Genomic DNA, 12,923 nt, shown 5'->3' on the forward strand with positions numbered 1-12,923 from the left:
CCGGCGCTAGAGCTCGCGCTGATCCGGGCCGTTGTAGGCCGATAGCGGGCGGATCAGCGCGTTGTTGGCGCGCTGTTCCATGATGTGCGAGGTCCAGCCGGAAATACGCGAGGCGATGAACAACGGGGTGAACATCTGGGTGTCGAAGCCCATCAGGTGGTACGTCGGCCCCGCGGGGTAGTCGAGGTTGGGCTTGATGTCCTTCGCCTCGGCCATGGCGGACTCCAGCCCGTCATACAGTCCCAGGAGCTCGGCGCGGCCGTAGTAGGCGACCATCGCATCGAGTGCCTTCTTCATGGTGGGCACCCGGGAGTCGCCGTTCTTGTAGACGCGGTGTCCGAAGCCCATGACCTTCTTCTTGGCGGCCAGGGCCTCCTCCATCCACTTCTTGGCGCGGATGGCCGCGTCCTCGCGGGTCTCGTCCTTGCGGATGCCCAACTCCTCGAAGGTGTCCATGACGGCTTCGTTGGCACCCCCGTGCAGGGAGCCCTTCAAGGCACCGATGGCCCCGACGACCGCCGAATGCATATCCGACAGGGTCGAGGTGATCACCCGTGCGGTGAAGGTGGAGGCGTTGAACGAATGCTCCGCGTAGAGGACCATCGACACCCGGAAGGCGTCCACGACCTCCGCGGGTGCTTCTTCTCCGTTGGTCATCCACAGGAAGTTCTGCGAATAGTCCAGATCATCACGCGGGGCGACCACGTCCTGGTTCCGGCGACGACGCTGGTCGTAGGCCAGGACCGCGGGGAAACGGGCCAACAACGACTTGGCCTTTTCCAGTTCCGCCTCCGGGGATGCGTCCTCGGCCAACGGGTGGTTGGCCCCGAGCACCGAAACCGCGGTCCGGGCCACGTCCATCGGGTGGCAATCCAACGGCAACAGGTCCACTGCGGCCTTGACGTTGTCCTGCAAGGCACGATTGGACCGCTCGAAGGAGACGAACTCCTCCAGTTCCGAGGCGCTGGGGAGTTCCCCGGTCCACAGAAGCAACGCCACTTCCTCGAAGCTCTTCCGGGCGGCCAGGTCCTGGACCGGGTAGCCACGGTAGAGCAGGGAATTGGTCTCGGGGTTGACCTTGGAGACGGCGGTGTAGTCGACGACGACCCCGGCCAGGCCCTTTTTGATGTCGGTCTCGGTTTCGCTCATGCTTACTGCTCCTTTGAACCCGATGGGAGATTTGCGCCATTGCCGTCGATCTCGAGCCCGGGGACCTGGAAATTGAAGATCCCGGTATCGAAGCGGTTGTACGCTTCATAGTCCACCAGATCATACAGCCGGGCGCGGGTCAGCATCTGCGGGACCTGCTCCTGCTGGGTCCCCTGGGCGCTGATGGTGTCCAGGACGCGCTCGGCGGCACCCATGGCGCTGCGCAGCAAGGTCACGGGGTAGATCACCAGGGAGACGCCGGTCGCGGCCAGTTCGTCACGGGTGAACAATTCCGATTTGCCGAATTCGGTCATGTTCGCCAGCACCGGCACATCCACGGCTTGGCAGATGGCCTCGAACTCCGAGAGGTCCTTCATCGCCTCGGGGAAGATGGCGTCCGCTCCCGCATCGACCAGGGCCTTGGCCCGCTCCACGGCGGCCTGCAGCCCATCCACGGCCCGCACATCGGTCCGGGCCATGATCAGGAAGTTAGGATCCCTGCGGGCATCGGCGGCGGCAGCGATCCGCTTGACCATGGTCTCCAGATCCACGACGTTCTTGCCATCGAGGTGGCCGCAGCGCTTCGGGTTGAACTGGTCCTCGATATGGCAACCGGCCAGACCTGCATGCTCGAGTTCCTGGATGGTGCGGGCCACGTTCATCGGTTCACCGAAACCGGTGTCGGCATCGACGATCGCCGGAAGATCGGTCATCCGGGCGATCTGCCCGGCCCGGCCGGCTACTTCACTCAGCGTGGTCAGCCCGACATCGGGCAGACCGAGTTCGTTGGCGAGCACGGCACCGGAGATGTAGACGCCGTCGAACCCCTTTTCCTCGATCAACCGGGCCGAGAGCGGGTTGAAGGCTCCGGGGAACTGGCGGGCAGTCCCGGGGACCAGCATCTCGCGCAGGGCGCGGCGCTTGGCCTCGGCGGTGGTGGTGGAATACAACATCTAGAACAGTCCCTTCGGTGCGGCGGCAGCGTCGATGACACCCGGTGCTGCCACGATGTTCAGCTGGTCCATTTCCCCTGCGGCCAGCTCGGGCAGCCGCTCGGCGGTCGCGATGAAACGCTCGATCTCCTCCGGGGCGACCATTCCTTCGGCCAGCGAGCGGAACTTGTTGATGTACTGTTCGCGGGCGAACGGACGGGCCCCGAGGGGGTGGGCGTCGGCGACGGCGATGTCATCGGTGATGACCGTGCCGTCATTCAGCGTGATCTCCACTGATCCGCCGAAGGCCTTCTCGGCGATGTCCTTCGAATGGTAGCGGCGGGTCCATTCGGCATCTTCTTCGGTGGTGACCTTATGCCACAGTTCCACGGTGTCGGCCCGCCCGGCGCGCTCGGGGGCGTAGGAATCGACGTGGTGCCAGGAGCCGTCCTGCAGGGCCACGGTGAAGATGTACGGGATCGAGTGGTCCAGCGTCTCTCGGGAGGCGGTCGGATCGTACTTCTGCGGGTCGTTGGCGCCGGAACCGATGACGAAGTGGGTGTGGTGGCTGGTCTTGATCAGCACGGACTTCACGTTCGCCGGGTCGGTGGCCTCGGGGTGTTCGCCATGGAGCTTGCGGGCCAGGTCGATCCACGCCTGTGCCTGGTACTCGGCGGAGTGCTCCTTGGTGTAGGTATCCATGATCGCGCGCTTGGTTTCACCGGGGGCGGGCAGCGGCACCGTGTAGGAGGCGTCGGGTCCGTCGAGCATCCAGGCGATGACGCCGTCCTCGCCTTCGTAGATCGGCACGGGGGAGGTCTGGCCGCGCATGGCACGGTCGGCGGCCTCGACGGCCATCTTGCCGGCGAAGGCCGGGGCGTGGGCCTTCCAGGTGGAGATCTCGCCCTTGCGCGACTGGCGGGTCGCCGTGGTGGTGTGCAGTCCCTGGCCGACGGCCTGGAAGATGGTCTCGACCTCGAGACCCAACAGGGTGCCGATTCCGGCGGCAGCGGAGGGGCCGAGGTGGGCGACGTGGTCGATCTTGTGTTCGTGCAGGCAGATGGACTTCACCAGGTCGACCTGGATCTCGTAGCCGGTGGCGATGGCGCGCACGACGTCGGCACCGGTGGCACCGGTGTGCTGGGCGACGGCGAGGATCGGAGGGATGTTGTCGCCGGGGTGGGAATACTCGGCGGCCAGGAAGGTGTCGTGGTAGTCGAGTTCACGCACGGCGACCCCGTTGGCCCAGGCAGCCCACTCGGGGGAGACCTTCTCGGTGATCCCGAAGACCGATGCGCCCGCGCCGCCGGAGCTGGGTGCGTGGCAGAGGGCCTGGGCACGGGCGGCGATGATGGGGCCGCGGTTCAGCGAGGCCACGGCGACCGAGGCGTTGTCGATCACCCGGTTGATGACCATGTCGGTGACCTCGGCGGAAACCTCCACCGGATCGGCGGCGACGGTGGCGATCTTATGGGCCAGCTGCTCCTCGCGGGGCAGGTTCTCTTCCGAACGGTAGACGCGGACTGGGTGGTTGATCATGCTGAAGCCTCTTTCGGTAGGGCATGGGATTTGATGTGTTCAAGACTGTTGTGCAGGTGCAGCAGCGTGGCGGCCGACGCGAGTCCGGGATCCCCGGAGGCCACGGCCCGGGCGATCTGGGCGTGTTCGCGGGCCGAGGCACGCAGCCGCGCCGGGGCATCATGGGAGAGCCGGCGCAACCGTGCCAGGTGCACGCGCAGGCCCTGGAGTGCCTGCGCGAGATAGGCATTGGATGCGGCGTCCTCGATGGCGGCATCCAGCTCGCCGGCCAAGGAATAATAGCCATCGCGCTCGGCGGCGGCACTGAGCGTGCGGGCCGCGGCGTCGAAGCGTCGGGCCAGTTCGTTGAAGACGGCCGGACGGCCGGTCCTGGCTGCGCTGCGCGCGGCTTCGACCTCCAGGGCCCGGCGGAGCGAAAACAGGTCATCGACATGGTCCAGGGAGACATCGGAGACCACGACCCCGCGACCTCGTTGGGATACGGCCAGACCATCGGCAGCCAGTCGTGACAAGGCCTCCCGCAGCGGGGTGCGGGAAACGCCGAGTCGTTCGGCCTGCTCCACCTCACCGAGCACCGAGCCCGGCGGCAGGGCCCACGAGACGATGTCCCGTCGCAGCGCCGCGTAGGCCTTATCACTTGCCTTCATGCCATCAGTGTATACAAGAACTCGAGATGATGCCCAGAGGATTGGGGGTCCTATCGAGTTTTCGTGAGTAGATTCGGGATCTATGTATACATAATGGTTGAGCCTCTGTGACCCGGGCCATAGAGTGGGCCCATTACCTGCCCATCTACGAGGGAGTGCCTGATGTCTGACTACCGTGAAACCTATGCCGCCAGTACCGAGGATCCCGCCGCCTTCTGGCTGGAAGCGGCCACGCTGGTTGACTGGAGCACCCGCCCCGAACGCGGGCTGGACGACTCCCGGGCACCGTTGTACGGATGGTATCCGGACGGGAGGCTGAACCTCACCGTGAACGCCTTGGACCGCCATGTGGCCGCCGGTCGCGGGGACCAGGCGGCCCTGGTCTACGATTCCGCGGTCCTGGGGACCCGGCGCAGTTACACCTATGCGGAGCTGCTCGACGAGGTCTCGCGCTTCGCCGGGGTCCTGCGGGACCGGGGGATCGAGGCGGGGGACCGGGTCATCCTGTATCTGCCGATGATCCCGCAGGCCGCGATCGCCATGCTGGCCTGTGCCCGGATCGGGGCCGTGCACTCGGTGGTCTTCGGCGGGTTCGCCGCGAAGGAACTGGCGGCCCGGATCAACGATTGCCGCCCGAAGGCCATTGTCACCGCCACCGGCGGGGTCGAACCGGCCCGCCGTGTCGAATACCTGCCGGTGGTTGCCGAGGCGATGGAGACGGCGGCACATAAAATGGGCACCGTCGTCGTGCACCACCGTGAGGGCTTCCAGCACGACCGTTCCGAATACGGAGGCACCCCTGCCGGGTGGCTCGATTGGGAGGACCTCACCGCAGCGGCCGAGCCCGCGGGCCCGGTGGACATGGCCGCCGGGGACCCCCTCTACATCCTCTACACCTCCGGAACGACCGGGTCCCCCAAGGGAGTGGTCCGCGATACCGGCGGGTACGCGGTGGCCATGGCATGGTCGATGCGCAACATCTACGGAGTCGAAGCCGGCGAGACCATGTTCACCGCCTCCGACGTCGGTTGGGTGGTGGGCCACTCCTACATCGTCTACGGGCCGCTGATCGCCGGGGCGACGACGGTGCTGTACGAGGGCAAGCCGGTCGGCACCCCCGATGCCGGTGCCTTCTGGCGGGTCGTGGCAGAACACGAGGTCGACGTCATGTTCACGGCCCCGACCGCGCTGCGGGCGATCCGCAAGGCGGACCCTCGGGCGGAACTGCTGGAGAACTACGACACCTCGCGGTTGCGGGCGCTCTTCGTCGCCGGTGAACGGCTGGACCCGGACACCTTCAGCTGGGCCGGAGAGGTCCTGGGGGTGCCCATCGTCGACAACTGGTGGCAGACGGAGACCGGCTGGCCGATCGCCTCCAACCTGCTGGGCCTCGAGGCACTCCCGATCAAACCGGGGTCCCCGACCGTGCCGGTCCCGGGATACCACGTGACGATCCTGGATCCGCTGGGCGAACCGGTCGGGCCCGGGCAGGAGGGGAACATCGTCCTGGAGCTGCCGCTGCCCCCGGGGGCGCTGCGGACCCTGTGGGGCAAAGACGAGCGCTACCGCTCGGCCTACCTCGACCAGTTCCCCGGCTTCTACACCACCGGTGACTCGGGCTACCTGGACGAGGACGGCTATCTCTATGTGATGGGTCGTACCGATGACGTGATCAACGTCGCCGGGCACCGGCTCTCCACCGGGGCGATCGAACAGGTCCTGGGGGCCCACCCCGCGGTGGCCGAATGCGCGGTCATCGGGGTGGCCGACGACCTCAAGGGCCAGAGCGCCTGCGGTTTCGTGGTGCTCAAATCGGGGATCTCCACCTCCGAGGAACAACTCGCCACCGAGCTGGTGGCCCTGGTGCGTGAGCGGATCGGACCAGTGGCCGACTTCCGCCGGGTCCGGGTGGTCGAGGCCCTGCCCAAGACGCGCTCCGGGAAGATCCTGCGCAAGACGATGCGTCAGATCGCCGACGGCAAGGCCTACTCGGTACCCTCGACGATCGAGGACCCCGCGGTCATCGAGGCGCTGCTGCCGTTCCTGCGGATGGAGTGAGGCGGCAGGATCGGGTGTGCCTACCGCCAACGGTATTCATATTCCGGCCGGCCCGGGGTGCCATATCGCGGTGACTTGATCGCCTGATCGGCCCCGGCAAGGTATTCCAGATAGCGGCGGGCGGTCACGCGGGACAGCTGCACGACGTCGGCGACTTCGGTGGCTGACAAAGCCGTCGGTTTGCTCTGGAGGGCACCGGAGACCGCCGCGAGCGTCTCCTCCTGCAACCCCTTGGGCAACCGGGTGGGGGCCACCGTGCGCAAGGCAGCCAAGGCGCTGTCGATCGAGGCCTGCGTGGCAGTGCCCTCCGCATCGGCAAGGTTGAGCCGGAAGTTCCGGTGGTTGTCCAGCCTCTCCCGGAACACGGCGAAGCTGAACGGCTTGATCAGGTACTGCGTCACCCCGGCCGACAGTGCCGTTTTGACCACGTGGAGATCCCGGACGGCGGTGATGGCGATGATGTCCACGGTATGCCCGCGGCCGCGGATCCGCCGCGCCACATCGAGGCCGTGGAGGTCGGTTAGATTCATATCCAGCAGGACCAGATCGATCGGGGCCCCGACGGTGGCCGCCGCGTCGAGCCTGGCGAGCGCCCCGCCGCCGGTGAGCACGACGGCATCGACCACGTAGCCCGGGATCCGGCGCACATAGTCTGCGTGGGCCTGGGCGGTCATCGGTTCGTCATCGACGATGAGCGTGCGCAATTCGCGGTCAGTGGCCATGGTCGACACCTCCTGATGATGGGTGGTCGGGGATCTGGCGGCCCAGTGGCAAGGTGATGGTGAAGATTGCGCCACCGTCGGATTCAACCTCGAGCGTTCCGTTGAGCCGGGCCACGGCCTGCCGGACAAGGGCCAGCCCGAGTCCGCGTCCCCCAGGAGCCCCGGGGCCCTTGGACGTGCCACCGAGACGGAAGATCTCCTCGAGCTGGTCGGTGTCGACCCCCGGCCCGGAATCGGCAACGGAGATGATCAGCATCTGGTCCGCCACCGAGAAGTCGGCCCAGACGGTGCGGAGCGGTGAGGTGGCGGCGGCATCGAAGGCGTTATCGAGCAGGTTGCCCGTCAAGGTGACCAGATCCCGGGCATCCAGCGCCCCCGGAGGAAGGTCCCCGCTGGCAGACATCGTCAAACGGATCCCGCGTTCGTGGGCCTGGGCCGCCTTGCCGATCATCAGGGCGGTCAGGAACGGCTCGTCGATGGACTGCACGAACTCGTCGGTGAGCCGCTGGGACTCGTATTGGTCCTGCACGGCGAATTCCAGCGCCTCCCGTTCGCGACCAAGTTCGATCATGGTCGCCACGGTATGGAGCCGGTTGGCATGTTCGTGCGTCTGGGCCCGCAGCGCCTCGGAGAGCGTCTTCATCGACTCCAGTTCCCCCGTCAGCGCCTGCAGCTCCGTGTGGTCACGCAAGGTGGCCACCGTGCCCAGCTGGCGCGGGGTTGGACGGGCCGCCGGCTCTCCCCGGCGCAGCCCACCGGACCTGCGGAACGGAAAGACGGGCGAAGGGCCGATATCCGGTTCGCTCGCGCGCTGTTGGCTGATCACCAGGATCCTTTCGCGGGTCAGATGGATCTCATCGGTGGCCCTGCGGCCCGACGCGAAGAGCTCCAGGACCGTCTCGGGTAGTCCCAGCTCCGCCACCGGAGCAGGTTTCAATGCTCCGGCCGGCGGGAGCGCCAACAGGTCTGCAGCCTGGTCGTTGTAGAGCACGAGGCGACGGTGGTCATCAATGAGCACCAGGCCTTCGCGCAGCGAATGCAGTGCCGAATCGTAGTAGGCGAAGAGGCTGCGCAGTTCCTCGGGACCATATCCCAGGGTCACCCGGCGTAAATACCGACTGAGCAGCCAGGAACCGAGACTGCCGAGGATCGTCGCGGCCAGAGCCACCCAGAGGACCGTGGGCAAGGAGGCCGCCTGAGCCAGGGACAGGCTCTGCAGGGTCACCCCGACGGCGACCATCGCGATCACCCCGCCCCCGTCGTCGTGCACCGGGGCGATCGCCCGGACGGAGGGGCCGAGGGTGCCCTCGTATTCCTCGACCTGGCTGTGCCCGGCCAAGGCCTGATCGATGCTGCCGATATAGGGGCGGCCCAGCTCGTCGGGATTCGGGTGCGTGAACCGCGTGCGGTCGGGAGCCATGATCGTCACAAAGTCGACGTGTGCCATGGCATCGACCTTCCGCGTGTAGGGCTGCAGTGCGTCAGAAGGGGCAGGACCGGTGACGGAGTCCTCCACGAAGGGGTCGTTGGCGAGGGTCACCGCAATGCCGAGGACCCGGTCCGCCGTCGCCTCCCGGGCCTGGGTCTGTGCCGTGGCGTAGTTGCTTGCACTGACGGCGGCACAGATCAGGACGACCAGCAGCAGCTGGGCCAGGAACAACCGGCTGGCCAGCGAAAAAGTACCCTGCACCGTTGGATGTGCCTTCGCCGCCATGGGGTCCTCCTTGGAATCCGTCACCAAGTTTCGCACGGGGACCGGCGGACCCGGCGCGGAGACGCGTGACCAATATGAACGCAAGCGTGAGGTGAATCACTTTCGGTCCGACCATGGAGGGAACCCATATTTCGAAGAGCAGAAGGAGCCGGCATGGCAACGAAGCCAGCAGCATATGAACCCAGTCCCGGAAGCGTGGCGGCCGGTCAGCCTCCAGTGCGGAAGAAGGACAGGACCCACTGGCTGTACATCATGGTCATCATCGCCGTCGTCCTGGGCGCGACGATCGGACTGGTCTTCCCGGAGGTCGGCAAATCGCTCAAGCCACTGGGCACCGCTTTCGTCGCACTGATCAAGATGATCATCGCCCCGATCATCTTCTGCACCATCGTCCTCGGTGTCGGCTCGGTGGCCCGGGCCGCGACGGTCGGCAAGGTCGGCGGTCTGGCGCTGGGCTACTTCATCACGATGTCCACCTTTGCCCTGGCCATCGGCCTGCTCGTGGGAAACCTGATCCACCCCGGTTCAGGACTGCATCTGCAGCCCTACGATGCGGCCGCGGGGGATCAGGACAGCGGAACCGTTGATTTCCTGATGAGCCTGATCCCCGGTTCCATCCCGGTGCTGCCCACCCTCGTGCTGGCACTGCTGGTCGGCTTCGCCCTGCAGTCCATGGGCAAATCCGGGGAAGCGGTGCTCAAGGGCATCCAGCACATCCAGGGCGTGGTCTTCAAACTGATGATGATGATCATGTGGGCCGCCCCGATCGGCGCCTTCGGGGCCATCGCCGCAGTGGTGGGGGCCACCGGCTGGGCGGCCATCGGCTCCATGGCCATCCTCATGGGTTCCTTCTACATCACGTGTGCGCTGTTCATCCTCGTGATCCTGGGCTCGATCCTCAAGGCGGTGACGGGGCTGAACATCCTGAAGCTGATGAAATACCTGGCCCGGGAATACCTGCTGATCTTCTCCACCTCATCCTCCGAATCGGCCCTGCCGCGCCTCATGGCCAAGATGGAGCATGCCGGGGTCTCCCGGCCGGTGGTGGGGATCACCGTGCCGACCGGCTATTCCTTCAACCTCGACGGCACGGCGATCTACCTGACGATGGCCTCGCTCTTCGTCTCCACCGCCATGGGGATGCCCATGAACCTGGGCGAACAAATATCGTTGCTGGTGTTCATGATCATCGCTTCCAAGGGCGCCGCCGGAGTCACCGGCGCCGGACTGGCCACGCTGGCTGCCGGTCTGCAATCACACCGTCCCGAGCTACTCGACGGCATGGGAGTGATCGTGGGCATCGATAAGTTCATGTCGGAAGCCCGCGCACTCACGAACTTCACCGGCAACGCCGTCGCCACCTTGCTGATCGGCAAGTGGACCCGCGAAATCGATATGGAGCAAACCCGCGCGGTGCTCTCCGGCCAGCGCCCGTTCGATGAGCTCTCGCTGGAACCAGAGGCTTTCGAGGCCGAGGCCGAGGCGCAAGCCGGGCAAAACCTGCCCGAACCGGCGCTCACGCATTAGCCGCCTCATGCACCTCGCCGTCGACCGGTTCGGCCCATGGGGCGGACCGGTCGACCGCGCCCTTCCGGCGGTGGAAGCCGTCCGCCCGGGGTCAACCCTCGAGTTCAGCTTCAAGGTAAAGGCTCGCCGTTTGCCGGCAAACCTGCGCGGTTGCGGACCGTCGCAGCGATAGCCTAGAGGCTAGGCAGTGAGAGAAGTAAGCAACGATCGGAAGCGTGGTTCATACCGTGAGCGAGGAAAAGGGTTCGAGGACTCGGACAGCAGGGTTGCTGAAGGAGCCGCCGGTGGTCGGGCCCACCGGTCGACCCCTGACGAATTTCCCCGAACCACAGCCGTTGGAAAGCCACGGCCCGGCCCGCATCATCGCGATGGTGAACCAGAAGGGCGGGGTCGGCAAGACGACCTCGACCATCAACCTCGCAGCCGCGCTCGCCGAATACGGTCGTAAGGTGCTGTTGGTCGACTTCGACCCGCAGGGAGCCCTCAGCGCCGGATTCGGAACCAACCCGCATGAGCTGGACATCACCGTCTACAACGTGCTGCTCGAACGCAAGACCAGCATCCATGATGCGATCCTGGGCACCGACATCGAGAACATCGACCTGTTGCCGGCGAACATCGACCTCTCGGCCGCCGAGGTCCAGCTGGTCAACGAGGTGGCCCGTGAACAGGTGCTCGAACGGGCCCTGCGCAAGGTCTCCGACGACTACGACGTCATCCTCATCGACTGCCAGCCCTCGTTGGGATTGTTGACCGTCAATGCGCTGACCGCAGCCCACGGGGTGATCATCCCGCTGACCGCCGAGTTCTTCGCCCTGCGTGCCGTGGCCCTGCTGGTGGAGACCATCGACAAGGTCCAGGACCGGTTGAACCCCTCCCTGCAGGTGGACGGCGTCCTGGCCACGATGTACGACGCCAGGACCTTGCACTCCCGGGAAGTCATCGGCCGGCTCGTCGAGGCCTTCGGGGACCAGGTCTTCGAGACCGTCATCAAACGCACGATCAAGTTCGCCGACGCCAACGTCGCCGCCGAGCCGATCACCAGCTATGCCACCAACCACCCGGGGGCGGAGTCCTACCGGATGCTGGCCAAGGAGCTCATCAGCCGCGGCGGCGCCCCGTAATGAGGACGGCGGACCGTGCGGACACCGTGTCGCCGTCCGCCGCCCCCGACCCGCAGGGCAGCGGTGGCTTCGCCGTGGCCCTGGAGAATTTCTCCGGGCCCTTCGACGTGCTGCTGAACCTCATCGGCAAACACCAGCTCGACGTCACCGAGATCGCCCTGGCGAAGGTCACCGACGAATTCATCGCCTACCTGCGTGAGCTGCGCGACGGCGCGGGGGAGGGCGCCCTGGAGGAGACGACGTCGTTCCTGGTGGTGGCCTCCACCCTGCTGGATCTGAAGGCGGCCCGGTTGCTGCCCACCGGCGAGGTCGAATCCGACGAGGACATCGCCCTACTGGAGGCGCGTGACCTGCTCTTCGCCCGACTGCTGCAGTACCGGGCGTTCAAAGCGATCGCCGGGGAATTCTCCGACCGCCTCGCCGTCGAAGCCGAACGCTACCCGCGCCGGGTCTCCCTGGAACCCGGTTTCGCGGCCCTGCTGCCCGAACTGGTCTTCACCACCAGCGCGTCCACCTTGGCCCGGCTGGCCCGCAAGGCCATGGAACCCAAGCGGATCGAACCGACCGAAGTCGGCATCGAGCACCTGCACGCCCCCGCCGTGAACGTGCGTGAACAGGCCGAACTGATCGCCACCCGCTTGATCGGAGGCGGACAGGTCAGTTTCACCGAACTGGTGGCCGACGACTCCCGGACCCCCGTGGTGGTGGCCAGGTTCCTGGCGCTGCTGGATTTGTTCCGTGACCGGTTCATCGGCTTCGAGCAGGCAGGTCCGCTGGCGGAACTGTTGGTCTGCTGGAACCAGGATGCCGGGGCGTGGGACCCCGAAACCGTGACCGGGGACCATCAGCTGCCTCCACCCGTCGCGGCGGCCCCCGCGGCGGGGGAGGAGGGGCCATGACCGGCAACGACGCCGGGGCGCCGCCACCGCCCGAGGACCCCCACGTCGATGACCTTCCCGGTGGGGCGCGGGCGGCCATCGAAGCCGTGCTGATGGTCGCCGACGAGCCGGTGGCCCCGCAGCGGCTGGCCGAGGTCCTGGCGGTGGACGTCCAGCGGGTCCGCGAACTGCTGGCCGAGCTGCAGAACGACTATGACCTGCATCACGGTTTCGAGCTGCGCGAGCTTGCCGGAGGGTGGCGGGTCTATTCAAAACGTGACTTTGCTCCCGTTGTCTCCCGCTTCGTCCTGGACGGCGCCACCTCCCGTCTGTCCCAGGCGGCGCTGGAGACCCTGGCGGTGATCGCCTACCGCCAACCGGTCTCCCGCGCCCGCATTGCGGCGATCCGCGGGGTCAACGTGGACTCCGTGGTCAGGACCCTTTCGATGCGCGGTTTGGTCGCCGAAGAGGGGACGGATCCGACTTCGGGTGCCATGCTGTATCGGACCACCGGCTATTTTCTGGAAAGATTGGGGGTGGACAGCGTGGCGGACCTGCCGCAGCTCTCCCCCCATTTGCCCGGACTGGACGACCTCGAGCACTACGACGAGGACCCTTTCTAGGCCACCATCT

At 66.4% G+C, this 12,923-nt stretch carries 11 protein-coding genes; 5 read left to right on the forward strand and 6 right to left on the reverse strand.

The window, feature by feature from the left end; translation table 11 throughout:
• Positions 1-6 precede the first annotated feature (6 nt).
• Genes ACT3UE_RS08935 through ACT3UE_RS08950 form a run of 4 tightly spaced genes read right to left on the reverse strand, consistent with a single transcriptional unit; the run spans position 7 to position 4,267 of the window.
• Positions 7-1,149, reverse strand: coding sequence for a bifunctional 2-methylcitrate synthase/citrate synthase (locus ACT3UE_RS08935; RefSeq protein ID WP_444566585.1), 1,143 nt, complete (start codon positions 1,147-1,149; stop codon positions 7-9).
• Between the two features lie 2 nt (positions 1,150-1,151).
• Positions 1,152-2,102 carry a methylisocitrate lyase gene (prpB, locus tag ACT3UE_RS08940; protein ID WP_444555135.1) on the reverse strand — a complete coding sequence of 317 codons (951 nt, stop codon included), beginning with the start codon at positions 2,100-2,102 and terminating at the stop codon, positions 1,152-1,154.
• Positions 2,103-3,620: an MmgE/PrpD family protein gene (locus tag ACT3UE_RS08945; RefSeq protein ID WP_444561754.1), complete on the reverse strand. Its 1,518-nt coding sequence runs from the start codon at positions 3,618-3,620 to the stop codon at positions 2,103-2,105. It lies immediately after the preceding gene.
• Positions 3,617-4,267 carry a GntR family transcriptional regulator gene (locus ACT3UE_RS08950; protein WP_444566586.1) on the reverse strand — a complete coding sequence of 217 codons (651 nt, stop codon included), beginning with the start codon at positions 4,265-4,267 and terminating at the stop codon, positions 3,617-3,619. The genes ACT3UE_RS08945 and ACT3UE_RS08950 overlap by 4 nt, the downstream gene beginning before the upstream one ends.
• A 162-nt stretch (positions 4,268-4,429) precedes the next feature.
• On the opposite strand from ACT3UE_RS08950, the gene ACT3UE_RS08955 reads away from it, so the two are divergent.
• Entirely contained in the window at positions 4,430-6,325 is a 1,896-nt protein-coding gene (locus ACT3UE_RS08955) for an acetate--CoA ligase (protein ID WP_444566587.1), read from the forward strand.
• Positions 6,326-6,345: 20 nt separating this feature from the next.
• On the opposite strand, the gene ACT3UE_RS08960 is transcribed toward ACT3UE_RS08955, so the two are convergent.
• Together ACT3UE_RS08960 and ACT3UE_RS08965 are read right to left on the reverse strand one after the other, a co-directional pair.
• Complete coding sequence (locus ACT3UE_RS08960) at positions 6,346-7,047, reverse strand: response regulator (protein WP_444566588.1); 702 nt, start codon at positions 7,045-7,047, stop codon at positions 6,346-6,348.
• Positions 7,037-8,761: a sensor histidine kinase gene (locus tag ACT3UE_RS08965; protein ID WP_444566589.1), complete on the reverse strand. Its 1,725-nt coding sequence runs from the start codon at positions 8,759-8,761 to the stop codon at positions 7,037-7,039. The genes ACT3UE_RS08960 and ACT3UE_RS08965 overlap by 11 nt, the downstream gene beginning before the upstream one ends.
• Positions 8,762-8,914: 153 nt before the next feature.
• Between ACT3UE_RS08965 and ACT3UE_RS08970 the strand changes: the two genes are divergently transcribed.
• From ACT3UE_RS08970 to scpB, 4 genes are all read left to right on the forward strand, one after another.
• Positions 8,915-10,288 carry a cation:dicarboxylate symporter family transporter gene (locus ACT3UE_RS08970; protein ID WP_444555129.1) on the forward strand — a complete coding sequence of 458 codons (1,374 nt, stop codon included), beginning with the start codon at positions 8,915-8,917 and terminating at the stop codon, positions 10,286-10,288.
• Between the two features lie 227 nt (positions 10,289-10,515).
• Entirely contained in the window at positions 10,516-11,412 is an 897-nt protein-coding gene (locus tag ACT3UE_RS08975; protein ID WP_444555128.1) for a ParA family protein, read from the forward strand.
• Between the two features lie 26 nt (positions 11,413-11,438).
• Positions 11,439-12,311, forward strand: a complete 873-nt coding sequence (locus tag ACT3UE_RS08980; RefSeq protein ID WP_444555127.1) for a segregation and condensation protein A — start codon at positions 11,439-11,441, stop codon at positions 12,309-12,311.
• A complete protein-coding gene (gene scpB, locus ACT3UE_RS08985) occupies positions 12,308-12,913 on the forward strand; it encodes an SMC-Scp complex subunit ScpB (protein WP_444561755.1) in 606 nt (201 codons plus the stop codon). Before ACT3UE_RS08980 ends, scpB begins: the two co-directional genes overlap by 4 nt.
• Positions 12,914-12,923 lie beyond the last annotated feature (10 nt).

Source organism: Arthrobacter sp. 179 (genome assembly GCF_052379645.1).
Taxonomy (GTDB): Bacteria; Actinomycetota; Actinomycetes; order Actinomycetales; family Micrococcaceae; genus Arthrobacter_H.